Below are 15,974 nucleotides of genomic sequence, written 5' to 3'. Positions count from 1 at the left end.
GGCAACAGGAGCATTTTTCATGAGTTCATCGAACGCCGGGCAAAGCGCCGGCCAACTGGAAACACGCGGCATCGAACCGGTGCCGGAAGCGGAGTGCAACGGTCATCCGCTGCAACTGTTCTGGGTCTGGTTCGCGGCCAATATTTCCATCCTCGGCCTGCCGCTGGGTGCCACGCTGGTGGCGTTTCGCGGGTTGGCGATCTGGCAGGCGATCATCGTCGCGATCCTCGGCGCTGCGGGTTCTTTCGCGGTGGTCGGGATCATCTCCATCGCCGGTCGTCGTGGTCGGGCACCGAGCCTGACCCTGTCGCGAGCGATCTTCGGCGTGCGCGGCAACATCGGCCCGACCCTGGTCTCGCTGATGTCGCGGCTCGGTTGGGAAACCGTCAACACCACCACCGCCGCCTTCGTGCTGCTGTCGCTGTGCTCGATCCTGTTCGGTTCGCCGGTGGAAGCGAAAAGCGCGCCGGTACTGACCCTGATCTTCATCGCGATTTTCGTGCTGCTGACCTTGTCGGTGTCCGGCCTCGGTCACGCCACGTTGCTGGTGATCCAGAAATGGGCGACTTACGTGTTCGGTGCGCTGAACATTCTGGTCGGTGGCTTCCTCTGCGCCACCATCGACTGGAGCGCCGTGTTCAACGCCACGCCCGCGCCGTTGAGCGCGATGATCATCGGCGTCGGCACCATGGCGGCCGGCACCGGGATCGGTTGGGCCAACGCCGGCGCCGACATGTCGCGCTATCAGCACCGCAGCGTCAAAGCCGTGCGCCTGGTGGCGTCGGCGGCTTTCGGTGCGGGGATTCCGCTGGTGTTGCTGATCACCCTCGGCGGCTTGCTGTCAGTGGGCAACAACGACCTGGCGTCGGCCACTGACCCGATCATCGCGATCCGCGACATGCTGCCGACCTGGATGGCCGTGCCGTACCTGATCACCGCGTTCGGCGGCTTGCTGCTGTCGAACAACCTGTCGGTGTATTCCGCCGGTCTGACCACGCTGACCCTCGGCCTCAAGGTCAAACGCGTCTACGCCGTGGTGGTCGACATCGTCGCGATCTTCGCCGGTTCAATCTACTTCATGCTGATCGCCGACAGTTTCTATGGTCCGTTCATTACCTTCATTTCGCTGCTGGCGGTGCCGATCACGGCGTGGGTCGGGATCTTCGTCGTCGACCTGATTCATCGTCATTACTACAGCCCCAAAGACCTGCTGGACGTCAGCCCGAGCAGCGCCTACTGGTACAGCGGCGGTATCGAGTGGCGCGCGTTTGGTGCGTGGGCGCTGGCGATCGTGCTGGGCTTCAGCTTCACCACCATTGGCACCACCGAACAAAACGTCTGGTTCCGGGGTTTCCTGTCTGATTCGTGGCTTGGCCATAACGGCCTCGGCTGGATCGTGACGTTCCTGGTGGCTGGCGGGATTTACTTTGTGCTTGGTGGGGCGAGGGATCGTCGCGCCGCGCTGACTGAGAACGCTCATGCCTAGATTGCTGCACACCGGCCAGGTCATCATCGACCTGGTCATGGCCGTGGACAAACTGCCCCAGCCCGGCGGCGACGTGTTGGCGCAATCCGCCAGTTTCGAAGCCGGCGGAGGTTTTAACGTGATGGCCGCCGCTACGCGTAACGGGCTGCCGGTGGTTTACCTCGGTCGTCATGGCACCGGTCGTTTCGGCGATCTGGCCCGTGAGGCGATGAAGGCTGAAGGCATTCGGATCGGCATCGCACACAAGGCTGAACGGGATACCGGGTTGTGCGTTGCGGTGACCGATGCGTCGGCCGAGCGCAGTTTCATTTCCTACATCGGCGCCGAGGGCGAGTTGACTGCCGAGGACCTGGCGAACGTGCCGGCCGAGGCGGGCGACTACGTTTACGTCAGCGGCTACAGTTTGCTGCACGCCGGCAAGGCGCAGGCGCTGGTGGAGTGGGTGTCGGGATTGCCGAAAGCGATCAACGTGGTGTTCGATCCAGGACCGTTGGTGGATTCGCCGGACCAGCCATTGATGCAGGCGTTGTTGCCACGCATTGATCTGTGGACCAGCAACAGTGTCGAGGCGTTACGGTTTACCGGGGCGTCGGACATTGCCGAGGCGTTGGACAGGCTGACCGATCATCTGCCGGCCGAGGTTTTGATCGTGGTGCGCGATGGACCGCAAGGGTGCTGGATCAGTCAGCGCGGCGACCGACAGCACGTGCCCGGTTTCAAGGTTGAAGCGGTGGACAGCAATGGCGCGGGCGATGCCCATGCGGGGGTGTTTCTGGCTGGGTTGGCGCAGGGGTTGCCTGCAGGTGAAGCGGCGCGGCGGGCAAATGCGGCTGCGGCGCTGGCGGTGACTCGGTGGGGGCCGGCGACTTCGCCTGGAATCGATGAAGTGGATGCTTTTGTCAGGAAGACCTTCGGCGTCTGAACTGACGCTTTCGCGGGCAAGCCCGCTCCCACAGGGTTTTGGGGTGTACGCAAAATAGTGAACGCCCTCGATCACTGTGGGAGCGGGCTTGCCCGCGAAGGGGTCATAAGATTCAGCATCCATTCTGATTCTTGGCCAGCCTTGCGCAGCGACTCAATCAACGCCTGCTGCTTGTAGAGTCGGTCAAACGGTCGCAGCCGCGCACGACTGCGACCTGGTTCATCGTGTTAAACGTCCAGCTTTCGCGCCGCCTCGACCCCAGCCGCGCTGAGTTTGATCGGCAGTTGCAGCGAGTGTTCGCCGGCTTCGTTACAGGTCACATGCCCATGCTGAATCAGCCCGCGATCCTGCAGCGTGGCGAGGGCGCTGGCCACGACTTTCTCTCCCCGGTAATTGTCCAGGACCTCTTTGCCCAAGCCACCTGGATGGGCGTGCAGCAGACGGGTCAGGACTTCTTTCTCAAGGTTTTTATCGACGTTCATGGTTACCTCTTCATGGATGTGGATAGATGCAACTCGCGTGGGCGAACTATTGGCTGGCGCCGCCTTCGGAACCCGAGCCACCGGTGGTGGTTTTCGAGCCGATGCCGGCACCGGCGTTATCGGGTGTCTGGGTGTCCGGCTGGTTCATTCCCCCTTGACGGCCCGCATCGTTGCCCTGAATCCGTGGGTCGGTGCCCGTGGACGCAGGTACGCTGTCGACGCCCGATCCATTAGTGTTCATGCCGGGTGAGCCTTGGGTGGTCGGGGTTTTTTGACCTTCGGCCGGGTTGGTTGGGCCGGTACCGGCGGCTGGGGTCGCCGCGAAAGCGGCAGAGGACAACAGCGTGGCGAGAGCGAGGGCAGTCAAGCGGGACGTGATCATGGTGTCGTCTCCATTCAATTAGAGTCCTTACCTGATGTTGGTCCGCCCCCGATTTGGATTGGTGCCTGATGAACGACGAACGGTCTAGACCTGCTGCAACGATCTGGCGCTGACGACCCGACGCCAGATCAAGCGGCTCACGGTGATCAGCCAGTTCAACAACGCTACGGCGAGAACGGTGAGCAGAAGTGTCGTCATACCGTGTTTGACGATGATCTTCCCGGCCAGCAACGGAAAACCGAACACGCCGATGAAGTACGACAAGCTGAACAGCAGCAACGATTGCGAGGTGGTGCCGTGCGGCGCTTCGTTCGCCGCCAGGCCATTGATCACCGAATATGTCAGCCCGTAACCGACTCCGAGCATCATCGCCGCCAGCACGTAGCTGAACCCGCTGTCGACCACGAAACCGAACAGCACAATCGAGCCCGTCATCAGCCCCGACAGCAGGCAGGAAGCGCGCAACGGATCTCGCTTGACCACGAAGCCGGCAATCAACATTCGGCTGCTGATCGCCGCGCCCATGAAGCCGAAAAAGAACAGTGAGTAATCCAGTGAGCGAGAGGCCGCGTAACTGGTTTGAAAGCTCGACAGGCCACCGAATACGCATCCGCCGAGGCCGACCATGATGATCGGAAACAGCGCTTTGGACGACAGCACCTGAGCGGTGGCGCGCCAGGAAATGCGTGCGACGGAAGTGGCAGGCGAGGGCGCTTTTTTCAGCTGAGTATCCAGCCGCCAAAACAGCACCACGCCAATCAGACTGGCCAGCGCCGCGAGGTAAAACGCCGCGGTCACCGGATAGCCCAGCGCACTGGCGGCGCGGCCCAACAACGGACCGCTGCCGATCCCGGTCATCATGCTGCCGGACAGCAGCGCGAAGTATTTGGCGCGTTGCGCGGGCGTTACCAGACTCGCGACGATAATCGGCCCCAAGGTGTAGAACACGCCCCAACCCAGCCCCAGCAGCAGTCCGAAAAACAGCAACAGATGGCCGAACCCCGGAGCCAGCGCGAAGCCCAGACTGGCGGCCACCAACAGCACGCCAAACAACGCAATCGAACGCGACGCGCCGAGCAGATCGGACAGGTGCCCGGAGACAATCACCGCCGCAAACGTACTGAGCATCGCCGCCGAAATCACACTGCCGGCGTCGTGTTCGTTGCCGCCCCGTGAGCCGATCAACAGCGACAACAAAAACGTCGAGCCGTAGGACAGCGACAGCAAATAACTGGCGAGGCAAAACAGGCCGAACAACCTGCTTGAGACGCGGGGCGGTGCAGTAGACATGGCGCGGTTCCTTGACCCGATAAAGGCGCTAACCCTCTATCTACCATGCGCGTCGTCAACGTTAAGTCCGAGGTTATCGATGCCAGGGTTAGCGCCGGCCGGAGTAATGGGTTCAGCCGATGCCGATTTCTTCCTTGAACAGCTCCATGAAACTCTTCAAACGCTCATGCCTGATCCGCGCCAGTCGTTGGCCGGTTGGCGTCTGGAAACCGTCCGCCAGGTGCAGCAGCTTGGTCTGAAAGTGATCGAGGCAAAAGCGTTTGTCATCGTAGTCCCGCGCCTTCGCTTCCGGATCTTGCGGGTCGTACAGCGCGCTGCCCATGCGCCCGGCGATGTAAAAAGTACGTGCTACGCCGAGCATACCCAGAGAGTCGAGACGGTCGGCGTCCTGCATGATCTTTGCTTCGAGCGAGGTCGGGGGGATGTTGGCGGAAAAGCTGTGAGCTTCAATGGCGTGGGTAACGGCGTTGATTTTTGCGCTTGGCCAATCCATGTCAGCCAACACGGCACATGCCTTCTCGGCGGCCAGTCTTGACGCCTGCGAACGCAGCGGCGAATTCTTCTCCACCGCCACGCAATCATGCAAAAGCACCGCTGCCAGCAACACGTTAAGATCGCCACCTTCTTGTGCATGCAACGTGCGCACGTTGTGCCAGACGCGCTGCAAATGCGACAGATCGTGAGCGCCATCTTCCGACGGCTCCAGCGCGTGGGGCAGTAGCTCGGCGGCGAGACTTTGCAGCGGCGCAAAAGCATCAGTGGTCATAAACTTCCTGCTAAGTGAATGCATTCGTGTCAGCTACACATGCTCCATGGATCAGCTTTGCATTTCCAGTGTGACGAGCGTGGCGCACCGACTTAGTATGGCGTTTTCAACTTTCGACAAAGGCCTGTCCATGACGATCGACATCCGCCCGGCGACCCCCAGCGATGCGCCGCAAATCCTCGGGTTCATCACCGAACTGGCCGACTACGAACGTGCCCGCCACGAAGTCATCGCCAGCGTCGCCGACATCGAACGCAGCCTGTTCAGCGAAGGCGCCACCGCCCACGGCCTGATCTGCCTGCGCGACGGCGTGCCGATCGGCTTCGCGGTGTTCTTCTTCAGTTATTCAACCTGGCTCGGCAGCAACTGCCTGTACCTCGAAGACCTCTATATCACCCCCGAGCAGCGCGGCGGCGGCGCAGGCAAAACCTTGCTCCGCCACCTTGCGAAAATCGCCTGCGCCAATGACTGCGGACGATTCGAGTGGAGCGTGCTGGACTGGAACAAACCGGCAATCGAGTTTTATAAATCGCTGGGTGCGCAGCCTCAGGAAGAGTGGGTTCGGTATCGGATGGATGGTGCGGTGTTGCGGGAGTTTGCCGAGGGGAGTTGATGCGCGTTTTGCCCTAACGCTGAATCCAGTTGTCGCCACCTGTTTAGTTCGTCATCCTGTGCGCCTCTGCGCGCTCACGGATGACACCTGCAATGCCTCTGGCATCTTCTTCTCTCGACATCCGTCACGATCGCCTTCGACTCACTGGTTTGGTTGAGCGTCGTTGGTGCATTTCTTTTGCACCCTGAATGTTTGCCGCCATCGCTTTAAAACTCAAAAGCAAGGAGCTTTGACTTGAGTGGAAAACCTGCTGCACGCGTTACCGACCCCACTTCATGCCCGTAGCCAGGGCATGGCACCAATCCAATTGTTTCTGGATCGCCAGATGTTTTCTTCGATGGCCTCGCCGCTGCTCGCATGACGGACAAATCTGCCTGTGGCAGCCCAATTACCGGCGCTGTTTCGGGTACGGTATTCATCAATGGTCTCAACGCCGCAACCCTCGATAGCACGGGTGGGCATGGCAACGTAATCATCGGGCAAAGCGGTGGCGGAGCAGCCTTTAGTGGGCTGCTTCCGATGCCGGTGCATTTCACCGACAGATTACAAGTGGTGAATGACGCGACCGGTGAGCCGATTCCTTATCACTCCTACACCATTCAGCGTGGTGACGGCAGCGAAGAGCATGGCGTTACGGATGCGTCCGGGTTTACTCACACTGTCAGTTCTCATTTGGCCGAGACCATTAAATTGTTTGTGGAGTGATTGCCATGGCTGGTGAAGCTGCAGCAGTGAAACAAGAGTTACCTAAAAGAGAAGTAAAAACCCATACATTGACTTGTAAAGCGGACCAATCTGTTAAGCAGGTACCTGTTGCCTTGCGAGACCTGGTTATATTTTTTATCGGTGGTGCGGGCGATCAGGAAAGTTACTACGGTACAGGCCCCAATAATAATATCGATTATGTGCGCCGGATTACTGTGGGCGACGCAAAACAATTGGAGATTTTGAAGCGCTGTCCGTCGTGGGCGCTCAGTTACAATTCGTTTATTAGTAATGATGATCTTGAGCGAAATGTGTTGAGCCGAATACCTAATTGCTCCACCGCGATTTACATTGTTGGCCACAGTCTCGGTGGTTGGAATGGTGCCCACCTTTCCAGTGTGCTGGCAGACAAAGGCTTCAAAGTAAAAATGCTTATTACACTGGATCCAGTAGGTGAAGGGAAAATCGTCTACGGCCTCTCAAGTATCTTTAGAAGAGAGCCAATCCCCAAGGCTGACTACTGGGTTAATATTCGGGCAGCAGCGGTCGATTGGAATGTGTCGGATCTGGTCGCGGACTTTGGTGAACAGTGGGAAGTAACACAGGGACCTAATGTCATGGGGCGGGTGGATGTGAATCATGCAGATGCCGACAGGATGTTCGTGCAGACATTGCCTGGTGGAAAGTCTGCTCGGCAAATATTCAATGAGTCGATTTTGAGCTACTTCAGGGAGTGATTCTGGATGCATAAGGTTTTTTTGTTTTTAGCAATCATAATGAGTGCATCTTGTTCTCTGAATCACGGAAGACCTATCGCAACACTTGAATACTCCAGTGTAAAGGAACTTCGTAGTACTGGGCTGTACCAGATTTATTTAACTTCCGATGTGGAGCTTCTTGGGTTGTTCAAGTCACGGATAGGTGAGGGGCTTGTCTGTTCTTTAGAAGATGATCTTGATTTTACCGAAGCACACCATATAAGGCGTTCTGGTTTTGGCTTGGTAGGAAAAGAGATGGAGTCGGGACCATTGCTCTATCGAGCTAATGTCATTTTTAGTGAGTCAGAAAGCGGGAAAGGAGGAGAGGATTATTTGGAGGGAGAGGCTCTGGTTCCGTTATTGAAGAAGCGTGATTTTATTTCGTGCGTGTTTCGAGTTCATACTACCAAGTACAATACATACTTCTCCCACATCATGCGTGTGCCGACCGCAGAGCTATTGAAGGCTGTTTCTAAACAGTAAAACAAGCCCAGGTTATGCGAGGTTGTTTACCGAGAGAAAGCAGCCTCACTCATTCATCGGCTTCCCAATTACTATTGATCAATCCGTCGAGGACTTGTCGAACGGTAATCTTGAAAACCCCGGCCTTCCCCTCATCAAAGGCCGCTCTCCATGCCGCATAACCCTGACTGAAATCCTGAATGTCAGAGGTATTTCCCACCCGATGGGTGATGCTGCGTTCTATGGCTTTTGCCTGGAAGGGCAGGTGAGGCATTTCGTTAAATTCATTCCCTGTCACCGGGTTGATCAGCCGAAAGCCGTCCACTCTGATGTGAACGACCTTACCCAACTTCGGATAATTCTCGATTTTCAAGATCGTCAGTGTCGATCCATCCTCGCCCGGCCGGTTTTTGTAAGCCCAGATATCGCCCACCTGCAGTTCCTTCGATGCGCTGAGTGCTGCAGCGGACCAGAAAGCACTGCAGAACAGCAGCGCCTTTAAAGCAATCTTCATTTTTCTTCCTTGAGGGTTGGGTGCCTTTCCGATGGGCCGGCATTTTAAAGCGTTGGCAAAGAAAATCCTGTCACACTTGTAAATCCCATAATATGGGAGTGATATTTATATATTGAGATTTGTCCGCGTCCGGGTTTATAGTCCAGCTCACTCACTGCCAATAAACAGAACAGGTGAAGCGATGCTGGCGCAATTGATCGCGCTCGATTGGGGGACGACCTCATTACGTGCTTACAAACTCGCCGCGGGTGGCCAGGTGCTGGAACAGCGTTCGCTATCGTCCGGGATCATGCAGTTGCCCCGGACACCGCGAATCATCAACGGTCAGGCATGTGCCGACGGTTTTGAACTGGCCTTCGATGAGGCGTGCGGTGACTGGCTCGACGCGCAGCCGGATTTGCCGGTGATTGCCTGTGGCATGGTCGGCAGTGCCCAGGGCTGGCGCGAAGCGGCTTACTGCGACACGCCGGCCAACGTCGCCAATCTCGGAACTTCCCTACAAACCATTCGCAGTCTTCGCGGTGTCGATGTGCACATCGTGCCGGGTGTGATTCAGCGTTCGCGCTTGCCGAACGTGATGCGCGGCGAAGAAACCCAGGTGCTCGGTGTCTTGCAGAATCTGCCGATCGAGCAGGGCCGTGATCTGTTGATCGGCCTGCCGGGCAGTCATTCGAAATGGGTGGAAGTGGCCGCCGGTTGCATCGTGCATTTCGATACCTTCATGACCGGCGAGATCTTCGCCGTGCTCAGCGAGCACAGCATTCTGGGGCGCACCCAGCAAAAGGGTGCGTCCTTCGATGGCCACGCGTTTGATCGGGGTGTGCAAGTGGCGCTGTCGGCGGAGGGTGAGATCGGGCCATTGTCGACGTTGTTCAGCGCTCGCAGCCTGGGCCTGACCGGTGAACTCAGCGCCACCGCGCAACCGGATTATTTATCCGGCCTGCTGATCGGTCATGAGCTGTCAGCACTGGCCAACGTTCAACGGCGCCGACGCAACAGCGTTCATCTGCCGTCGATCATCCTGATCGGGAATTCTCAACTCTGTGCCCGCTACAGCCGGGCCCTCGACGCCTGCGGATTTGCCCGCGTGACCCTGGCCGAACAAGCCACCGAACGCGGGTTGTGGCAGTTGGCGGTCGCTGCCGGACTGATCGCCGCACACCCACCCCGTTAAACCTGACTGGAGGTCTGACATGCTCAAGCAAGCACTGGCGCAAAACGGTCTGATCGCGATCCTGCGTGGCCTGCGCCCGCAAGAAGCGGCCGCCATTGGCGAGGTCCTTTATGCCGCCGGATTTCGCGTCATCGAAGTGCCGCTCAATTCCCCCGAGCCGTATGAAAGCATCCGCATCCTGCGCAGTACTTTGCCTGCCGATTGCCTGATCGGCGCCGGGACGGTGCTGACGCCGGAGCAGGTCGAGCAAGTGAAAGCGGCGGGCGGTCAGGTGATCGTCATGCCTCATAGCGATGCCAAGGTGTTGCGTGCGGCGAAAGCGGCGGGGTTATACCTGTCGCCGGGCGTGGCGACGCCGACCGAAGCCTTTGCCGCTCTGGCCGAAGGTGCGGATGTGCTGAAGATGTTTCCGGCCGAGCAGATGGGCCCGGCTGTCGTCAAAGCCTGGCTCGCGGTGCTGCCGGCCGGAACCATTCTGGCGCCGGTCGGCGGGATCACACCGGACAACATGCAGGTGTTTATCGACGCCGGTGTCAAAGGCTTCGGACTCGGTTCCGGGTTGTTCAAGCCGGGTATGACACTTGAAGAAGTGGCGGTGAACGCCAGGGCCTATGTCGCTGCATGGAACGCTCTGCGTTAAGACTTTTTTGGCGCCGAGCGCGCTGCATCTAACAAGAGAGACAACAGATGAAAATCACCAAACTCACCACCTTCATCGTTCCGCCGCGCTGGTGCTTCCTCAAGGTCGAAACCGACGAGGGCGTGACCGGTTGGGGCGAGCCCGTGGTCGAAGGCCGCGCGCACACCGTGGCGGCTGCCGTTGAAGAATTGTCCGACTACCTGATCGGCAAAGACCCACGCAACATCGAAGACATCTGGACCGTGCTCTACCGCGGCGGATTCTACCGGGGCGGCGCGATCCACATGAGCGCGCTGGCCGGTATCGATCAGGCGTTGTGGGACATCAAGGGCAAGGCTCTCGGTGTGTCGGTCAGTGACCTTTTGGGTGGCCAGGTGCGCGACAAGATTCGCGTGTATTCGTGGATCGGCGGCGACCGGCCGGCGGACACTGCTCGCGCGGCGAAAGAGGCTGTCGAACGTGGTTTCACTGCGGTGAAAATGAACGGCACTGAAGAGCTGCAATTCCTCGATTCCTTCGAGAAAGTCGACCTGGCCCTGGCCAACGTCGCTGCCGTGCGTGATGCAGTGGGGCCGAACGTCGGCATTGGCGTCGACTTCCATGGCCGGGTGCACAAACCCATGGCCAAGGTGCTGATGAAGGAACTCGACCCGTACAAACTGATGTTCATCGAAGAACCGGTGCTCAGCGAAAACTACGAAGCGCTGAAGGAATTGGCGCCGCTGACCAGCACCCCGATTGCCCTCGGCGAGCGGCTGTTCTCGCGCTGGGATTTCAAGCGCGTGCTGAGCGAAGGTTACGTCGACATCATTCAGCCGGACGCATCCCACGCCGGCGGCATCACCGAAACCCGCAAGATTGCCAACATGGCCGAAGCCTACGATGTGGCGCTGGCGCTGCATTGTCCGTTGGGCCCGATTGCCCTGGCGGCGTGCCTGCAACTGGACGCGGTTTGCTACAACGCGTTCATCCAGGAGCAGAGCCTGGGCATCCATTACAACGAGAGCAACGACCTGCTCGATTACGTGAAAGATCCGCGGGTGTTCGACTACGACAAAGGCTTCGTGAAAATCCCGCACGGCCCAGGCCTGGGCATCGAGATCAACGAGGAATACGTCATCGAACGCGCCGCTGTCGGCCACCGCTGGCGCAACCCGATCTGGCGCCATGCCGATGGCAGTTTTGCCGAGTGGTGAGTTCTCCCTGACCCAGCGCAAACCCCTGTGGGAGCCAGCCTGCTGGCGATTTGGTCGGCACATCCAGCATTCATGGTGACTGACACACCGCGATCGCCAGCAGGCTGGCTCCCACAGTTTGATCTCCATGGACAGGAGATTTGCGGCAAATCCCGATTTCACATCGACCTCAATAAACATAAGAAGAGGCATTCCCCATGCAACCGCAAACCCTTACCGGGCAGGCGTCGTTGGTGGCGCCCAGCCGCAAGCGGTTTTTCATCATGGTGCTGCTGTTCATCACCGTGGTCATCAACTACCTCGACCGCAGCAACCTCTCCATCGCCGCCCCGGCGCTGACCAGCGAACTGGGCATCGACCCGATCCACGTCGGCCTGATTTTCTCGGCCTTCGGTTGGACCTACGCCGCGATGCAAATCCCCGGCGGCTGGCTGGTGGATCGTGTCCCGCCACGGATTCTCTACAGCGTCGCGCTGCTCCTTTGGTCGATCGCCACCGTCATGCTCGGCTTCGCCGCCAGCTTCATCGCATTGTTCGTATTGCGCATGGCAGTCGGCGCGCTGGAAGCACCGGCGTACCCGATCAACAGCCGTGTGGTTACCACCTGGTTCCCGGAACGCGAACGCGCCACGGCCATCGGTTTTTATACCTCCGGGCAGTTCGTCGGGCTGGCATTCCTGACGCCGGTATTGGCCTGGCTGCAGCATCAATATGGCTGGCACATGGTGTTCGTCAGCACCGGTGCGGTCGGTATTCTCTGGGCGGTGATCTGGTACGCGGTGTACCGCGAACCACGTGATTTCAAGGGCGCCAACGACGCCGAAATCGAGCTGATCCGTGAAGGCGGCGGGCTGGTCGATATCCAGGCCGAACAAGCCAAGGTCAAAGCCAAATTCAGCTGGACCGATCTCGGTATCGTGCTGACCAAGCGCAAGTTGTGGGGCATTTACCTGGGGCAGTTCTGCCTCAACTCGACACTGTGGTTTTTCCTGACGTGGTTCCCGACCTACCTGGTGAAATACCGCGGCATGGACTTCATCAAGTCCGGCCTGTTGGCGTCGTTGCCGTTTCTCGCCGCGTTTATCGGCGTCCTGTGCTCCGGGTTCTTCTCCGATTTCCTGATCCGTCGCGGTTATACGGTGGGCTTCGCGCGCAAATTGCCAATCATTGGCGGCTTGCTGATTTCCACCTCGATCATCGGCGCCAATTTCGTTGAATCGACGCCGCTGGTGATTGCGTTCCTCGCATTGGCGTTCTTCGGTAACGGGCTGGCTTCGATCACCTGGTCGCTGGTGTCAACGCTGGCCCCGGCGCGGTTGCTGGGATTGACCGGTGGGGTGTTCAACTTCATTGGCAACCTGTCGGCGATTACCACGCCAATCGTCATCGGTTTCCTGGCGACCGGTGATTCGTTTGCCCCGGCGATCACCTACATCTCGGTTCTGGCATTGATTGGCGCGCTTTCCTACATCTTGCTGGTCGGCAAGGTCGAGCGTATCAAGTTGTAGTTGCGGCATGCGGGCGACCATAATGCCGCCCGTTCACTCGCTCAACGGTAAAGGCTGGATATGCAGGAAGACGCCCCAAAAATCGCCAAGGACGCCGCACCGACTGGCACCCAGACCCTGCTTCGTGGTTTGGGTGTGGTTCAGGCCGTGGCCAGTGGCGCCCGCGATCTCAAGGAAATCGCCCGGCTGATCGGCACGACGCGCAGCACCACCCATCGTCTGGCCAGTTGCCTGGTGGACGAGCGTTACCTGCGTGTGGTGCCGCAAGTCGGTTACCTGTTGGGGCCGAAGCTGATCGAGCTGGGTTTCCAGGCGCGTGAAGAGTTGCCGCTGGTTACCCTGGCCGGGCCGTATCTGGACGAGTTGTCGGCGCTGACCGGCGACACCATCCACCTGGCCATACGTGAAGGCGACGAGGTGTTGTACCTGCACAAGAATCCGGGGCGCAATGGCCCGGAAATGCGCTCGCGGGTCGGCCACCGCATGCCGTTGGCGCGCACCGGGATCGGCAAGGCGCTGATGCTGGATGACACGCAGGAAGAATGGCAGCGGCTGTACGAAGTCAGCCTGCCGGCGGGTGGGAAAAATCAGCTCTGGCCGCAGCACCCGGAGCAGTCCTGGGAGCAGTTTCAGCAGCGCATGATCGAGTATGTGGCGGGCGGTTATGCCTTCGATCTGGAAGACAACGAACCGTCGATCCGCTGTGTGGCGGCGCCGATCCGTGATGCCAGCAAACGCATCGTTGCCGGCATCAGCATCGCCAGCACCGTGCCTTACATGCCGCTGGAAAAAATGGCCGAGCTGATTCCCCTGATCAAAGGGGTCACAGCCCGGCTCTCGGCAGAACTCGGCGCTAAGGTCTGATTAGACCTTCAGTGTCGCCATGTCGATTACGAAGCGGTACTTCACGTCACCGGCAATCATGCGGGCGAAAGCCTCGTTGATCTGGCGGATGTCGAGCATTTCGATGTCGCAGGTGATGTTGTGTTCGGCACAGAAATCCAGCACTTCCTGGGTTTCGGCAATGCCGCCGATCAGCGAGCCGGCCAATACGCGACGGCTCATCACCAGTTTGCCGGCGTGGACCGGTGGATCGACCGGTTCGATCAACCCGACCAGAATGTGCACGCCGTCGAAACGCAGGGTGTCGAGGTAGGGATTGAGGTCGTGCTGCACCGGAATAGTGTCCAGCAGGAAGTCGAAATAGCCTGCTGCAGCCTTCATCTGATCGGCATCGGTGGACACGATCACGTGGTCCGCGCCCTGACGACGACCTTCTTCAGCCTTGCTCGCCGAACGGGTGAACAGCGTGACCTCCGCCCCCATCGCCTTGGCGAACTTGATGCCCATGTGGCCGAGGCCACCCATGCCAAGAATCCCGACCTTGTCGCCGGCCTTCACGCCGTAGTGCTTGAGTGGGGAGTAGGTGGTGATGCCCGCGCAAAGAATCGGCGCTGCGCTGGCCGGGTCGAGTTTTTCCGGAATGCGCACCACGAAGTGCTCGCTGACCACGATGCTGTCGGAGTAGCCGCCCATGGTGTTCCTGCCATCGACCCGGTCCGGGGTGGCGTAGGTCATGGTCGGGCCTTCCAGGCAATATTGCTCGAGGTTGGACTGGCAGGCTTCACAGCTGCGGCAGGAATCGACCATGCAGCCGACGCCAACGAGATCGCCGACTTTGTGCCGGCTGACATTCGCACCGACGGCGGTCACTTTGCCTACGATCTCGTGGCCGGGCATCAGCGGGTAGACGGCAATGCCCCACTCGTTGCGGGCCTGGTGGATGTCGGAATGGCAGACGCCGCAGTAGAGAATGTCGATCGCAACGTCGTCGGCCCTTGGGCTGCGGCGTTCGAATTTCACGGGGGCGAGGGGAGTGGTGGCCGACTGGGTGGCGTATCCGATGGCGGTGTACATGTTGAACCTCGCAGAAACAGTGACAAGTGAGGTGGCGCATTTTGGGCGCCGTGCCTGCCACCGGCCATGGCGATTCCTCCGGGTGTCATGCCTATTCCTCCGGCATCAGCGTTCGTTTGATCAAATGGGCGATCAGACCTGCGATGATGCTTTCATCCCCTTTTTCCAGAAGTTTTTCTTATGTTGTTAACGCGTCATCTCGATGCCAATGCCACGCTGGTTTCGCTGATTGAGCCTCTGACCACTCGCGATGGCTTCGCCCCTACGGCGTTGCCGGGCGTGCAGGTTTTACGGGCCAGTTGCGATGTGGCCCGTGGTCCGCAGATTTACGAACCAAGCCTGGTGATCATCGCCCAGGGCAGTAAATTGGCGTATCTGGGGCCGCGCACGCTGGAGTACGGCGCCGGGCATTATCTGATTCAGGCATTGCCGGTGCCGTTTGAGTGCGAAACGTTTTCGGCGCCGGACGGGCCGATGCTCGGGGTTTCTATTGCGATTGATCGGGTACTGCTCGGCGAGCTGGTGTTGGCCATGGGGCTGGTGCCGGGGCGCACGGTTCCTGCGCAAACACTGGAGTCCATGACGTCGGCGGTCCTCGACGATGCGATGCGCGGTTGCGTGGAGCGGCTGTTGCGTTGCCTGCACGATCCGCTGGAATGCCAGATCATGGGGCAGGCGCGGTTGCGCGAATTGCTGTTCGTCGCGTTGCGCGGACCGCAAGCTGATGTGTTGCGTGCGCTGGTAGAACAGCAGGGGCAGTTCGCCCGGATTGCAGCTTCGCTCAACCATCTGCACGGGCATTTCACCGAGCCGTTGAATGTGGAGACCCTGGCCAGTTGCGCGAACATGAGTGCGTCGACGTTCCATGAGCATTTCAAGCGCAGCACGTTGTTGTCGCCGGTGCAGTATTTGAAGCGCCTGCGATTGCTCAAGGCGCAGCAGCTGCTGCTCGCCGAGGGGTTGGGTGTGGCGCAGGTGGCGCATCGGGTCGGGTATCAGAGCACGTCGCAGTTCAGTCGCGAGTACAAGCGTTACTTCGAGCGTAACCCCGGAGACGAACGCGCTGCTTAATGTACCGAAGAACCCCTGTGGGAGCGGGCTTGCCCGCGATGGCGGTGTGTCAGTCGATATCAGTGTTGAATGATGAACCGCTTTCGCG

The 15,974-nt window shown here is 59.3% G+C and carries 17 protein-coding genes and 1 pseudogene; 12 read left to right on the top strand and 6 right to left on the bottom strand.

Annotation, left to right across the window (positions count from 1 at the left end; genetic code table 11):
• Positions 1-19: 19 nt before the first annotated feature.
• Both ACA072_RS20970 and ACA072_RS20965 read left to right on the top strand, forming a co-directional pair.
• A complete protein-coding gene (locus ACA072_RS20970; RefSeq protein WP_497620316.1) occupies positions 20-1,486 on the top strand; it encodes a purine-cytosine permease family protein in 1,467 nt (488 codons plus the stop codon).
• Positions 1,479-2,408, top strand: coding sequence for a PfkB family carbohydrate kinase (locus ACA072_RS20965; RefSeq protein ID WP_497620315.1), 930 nt, complete (start codon positions 1,479-1,481; stop codon positions 2,406-2,408). Before ACA072_RS20970 ends, ACA072_RS20965 begins: the two co-directional genes overlap by 8 nt.
• Before the next feature lie 227 nt (positions 2,409-2,635).
• On the opposite strand, the gene ACA072_RS20960 is transcribed toward ACA072_RS20965, so the two are convergent.
• The 4 genes from ACA072_RS20960 to ACA072_RS20945 all read right to left on the bottom strand — a co-directional run bounded on the left by ACA072_RS20960 (position 2,636) and on the right by ACA072_RS20945 (position 5,328).
• Positions 2,636-2,890 (bottom strand): hypothetical protein, encoded by a 255-nt coding sequence (locus tag ACA072_RS20960; RefSeq protein WP_094468480.1) that lies wholly within the window; start codon positions 2,888-2,890, stop codon positions 2,636-2,638.
• Between the two features lie 46 nt (positions 2,891-2,936).
• A complete protein-coding gene (locus ACA072_RS20955; protein WP_497620314.1) occupies positions 2,937-3,272 on the bottom strand; it encodes a hypothetical protein in 336 nt (111 codons plus the stop codon).
• Between the two features lie 84 nt (positions 3,273-3,356).
• Positions 3,357-4,562: an MFS transporter gene (locus tag ACA072_RS20950; RefSeq protein ID WP_497620312.1), complete on the bottom strand. Its 1,206-nt coding sequence runs from the start codon at positions 4,560-4,562 to the stop codon at positions 3,357-3,359.
• A 112-nt stretch (positions 4,563-4,674) separates the two neighbouring features.
• Complete coding sequence (locus tag ACA072_RS20945; protein ID WP_497620310.1) at positions 4,675-5,328, bottom strand: HD domain-containing protein; 654 nt, start codon at positions 5,326-5,328, stop codon at positions 4,675-4,677.
• A 130-nt stretch (positions 5,329-5,458) separates the two neighbouring features.
• Between ACA072_RS20945 and ACA072_RS20940 the strand changes: the two genes are divergently transcribed.
• The 4 genes and pseudogenes from ACA072_RS20940 (at position 5,459) to ACA072_RS20925 (ending at position 7,887) form a co-directional block, all read left to right on the top strand.
• Positions 5,459-5,941: a GNAT family N-acetyltransferase gene (locus tag ACA072_RS20940; RefSeq protein WP_461959364.1), complete on the top strand. Its 483-nt coding sequence runs from the start codon at positions 5,459-5,461 to the stop codon at positions 5,939-5,941.
• 234 nt (positions 5,942-6,175) lie between these two features.
• Positions 6,176-6,646: pseudogene (locus ACA072_RS20935) on the top strand (PAAR domain-containing protein).
• Between the two features lie 5 nt (positions 6,647-6,651).
• Positions 6,652-7,383 carry an alpha/beta hydrolase gene (locus tag ACA072_RS20930; RefSeq protein ID WP_497620308.1) on the top strand — a complete coding sequence of 244 codons (732 nt, stop codon included), beginning with the start codon at positions 6,652-6,654 and terminating at the stop codon, positions 7,381-7,383.
• A gap of 6 nt (positions 7,384-7,389) precedes the next feature.
• Positions 7,390-7,887 (top strand): hypothetical protein, encoded by a 498-nt coding sequence (locus ACA072_RS20925; protein ID WP_497620306.1) that lies wholly within the window; start codon positions 7,390-7,392, stop codon positions 7,885-7,887.
• Positions 7,888-7,936: 49 nt separating this feature from the next.
• On the opposite strand, the gene ACA072_RS20920 is transcribed toward ACA072_RS20925, so the two are convergent.
• On the bottom strand, positions 7,937-8,380 hold the full coding sequence (locus ACA072_RS20920) for a hypothetical protein (RefSeq protein ID WP_497620304.1): 444 nt from the start codon (positions 8,378-8,380) through the stop codon (positions 7,937-7,939).
• A 181-nt stretch (positions 8,381-8,561) separates the two neighbouring features.
• Here ACA072_RS20920 and ACA072_RS20915 point away from each other — a divergent pair, with 181 nt between their 5' ends.
• The 5 genes from ACA072_RS20915 (at position 8,562) to ACA072_RS20895 (ending at position 13,762) form a co-directional block, all read left to right on the top strand.
• Complete coding sequence (locus tag ACA072_RS20915) at positions 8,562-9,554, top strand: 2-dehydro-3-deoxygalactonokinase (RefSeq protein WP_497620302.1); 993 nt, start codon at positions 8,562-8,564, stop codon at positions 9,552-9,554.
• 19 nt (positions 9,555-9,573) lie between these two features.
• Complete coding sequence (locus ACA072_RS20910) at positions 9,574-10,194, top strand: 2-dehydro-3-deoxy-6-phosphogalactonate aldolase (RefSeq protein ID WP_497620300.1); 621 nt, start codon at positions 9,574-9,576, stop codon at positions 10,192-10,194.
• A 47-nt stretch (positions 10,195-10,241) separates the two neighbouring features.
• Entirely contained in the window at positions 10,242-11,390 is a 1,149-nt protein-coding gene (gene dgoD, locus ACA072_RS20905) for a galactonate dehydratase (protein WP_497620298.1), read from the top strand.
• 197 nt (positions 11,391-11,587) lie between these two features.
• A complete protein-coding gene (locus ACA072_RS20900; RefSeq protein ID WP_131061328.1) occupies positions 11,588-12,898 on the top strand; it encodes an MFS transporter in 1,311 nt (436 codons plus the stop codon).
• 60 nt (positions 12,899-12,958) lie between these two features.
• Entirely contained in the window at positions 12,959-13,762 is an 804-nt protein-coding gene (locus ACA072_RS20895; protein ID WP_497620297.1) for an IclR family transcriptional regulator, read from the top strand.
• On the opposite strand, the gene ACA072_RS20890 is transcribed toward ACA072_RS20895, so the two are convergent.
• Entirely contained in the window at positions 13,763-14,815 is a 1,053-nt protein-coding gene (locus ACA072_RS20890; protein WP_497620295.1) for an NAD(P)-dependent alcohol dehydrogenase, read from the bottom strand. It lies immediately after the preceding gene.
• 180 nt (positions 14,816-14,995) lie between these two features.
• Here ACA072_RS20890 and ACA072_RS20885 point away from each other — a divergent pair, with 180 nt between their 5' ends.
• Positions 14,996-15,886, top strand: a complete 891-nt coding sequence (locus ACA072_RS20885) for an AraC family transcriptional regulator (RefSeq protein ID WP_497620293.1) — start codon at positions 14,996-14,998, stop codon at positions 15,884-15,886.
• Positions 15,887-15,974: the final 88 nt, after the last annotated feature.

This window comes from Pseudomonas sp. LBUM1656, from assembly GCF_059716065.1.
The sequence above is the reverse complement of the archived record's forward strand: the minus strand, read 5'-3'. Positions and strand labels throughout refer to the sequence as shown.

Coding starts and splice junctions, on each gene's coding strand:
- ACA072_RS20885 (WP_497620293.1), top strand. CDS start 14,996: ATGTTGTTAACGCGTCATCTCGATGCCAATGCCACGCTGGTTTCGCTG.
- ACA072_RS20960 (WP_094468480.1), bottom strand. CDS start 2,890: ATGAACGTCGATAAAAACCTTGAGAAAGAAGTCCTGACCCGTCTGCTG.
- ACA072_RS20920 (WP_497620304.1), bottom strand. CDS start 8,380: ATGAAGATTGCTTTAAAGGCGCTGCTGTTCTGCAGTGCTTTCTGGTCC.
- ACA072_RS20900 (WP_131061328.1), top strand. CDS start 11,588: ATGCAACCGCAAACCCTTACCGGGCAGGCGTCGTTGGTGGCGCCCAGC.
- ACA072_RS20970 (WP_497620316.1), top strand. CDS start 20: ATGAGTTCATCGAACGCCGGGCAAAGCGCCGGCCAACTGGAAACACGC.
- ACA072_RS20950 (WP_497620312.1), bottom strand. CDS start 4,562: ATGTCTACTGCACCGCCCCGCGTCTCAAGCAGGTTGTTCGGCCTGTTT.
- ACA072_RS20890 (WP_497620295.1), bottom strand. CDS start 14,815: ATGTACACCGCCATCGGATACGCCACCCAGTCGGCCACCACTCCCCTC.
- ACA072_RS20945 (WP_497620310.1), bottom strand. CDS start 5,328: ATGACCACTGATGCTTTTGCGCCGCTGCAAAGTCTCGCCGCCGAGCTA.
- ACA072_RS20925 (WP_497620306.1), top strand. CDS start 7,390: ATGCATAAGGTTTTTTTGTTTTTAGCAATCATAATGAGTGCATCTTGT.
- ACA072_RS20955 (WP_497620314.1), bottom strand. CDS start 3,272: ATGATCACGTCCCGCTTGACTGCCCTCGCTCTCGCCACGCTGTTGTCC.
- ACA072_RS20940 (WP_461959364.1), top strand. CDS start 5,459: ATGACGATCGACATCCGCCCGGCGACCCCCAGCGATGCGCCGCAAATC.
- ACA072_RS20915 (WP_497620302.1), top strand. CDS start 8,562: ATGCTGGCGCAATTGATCGCGCTCGATTGGGGGACGACCTCATTACGT.
- ACA072_RS20895 (WP_497620297.1), top strand. CDS start 12,959: ATGCAGGAAGACGCCCCAAAAATCGCCAAGGACGCCGCACCGACTGGC.
- ACA072_RS20965 (WP_497620315.1), top strand. CDS start 1,479: ATGCCTAGATTGCTGCACACCGGCCAGGTCATCATCGACCTGGTCATG.
- ACA072_RS20930 (WP_497620308.1), top strand. CDS start 6,652: ATGGCTGGTGAAGCTGCAGCAGTGAAACAAGAGTTACCTAAAAGAGAA.
- ACA072_RS20910 (WP_497620300.1), top strand. CDS start 9,574: ATGCTCAAGCAAGCACTGGCGCAAAACGGTCTGATCGCGATCCTGCGT.
- dgoD (WP_497620298.1), top strand. CDS start 10,242: ATGAAAATCACCAAACTCACCACCTTCATCGTTCCGCCGCGCTGGTGC.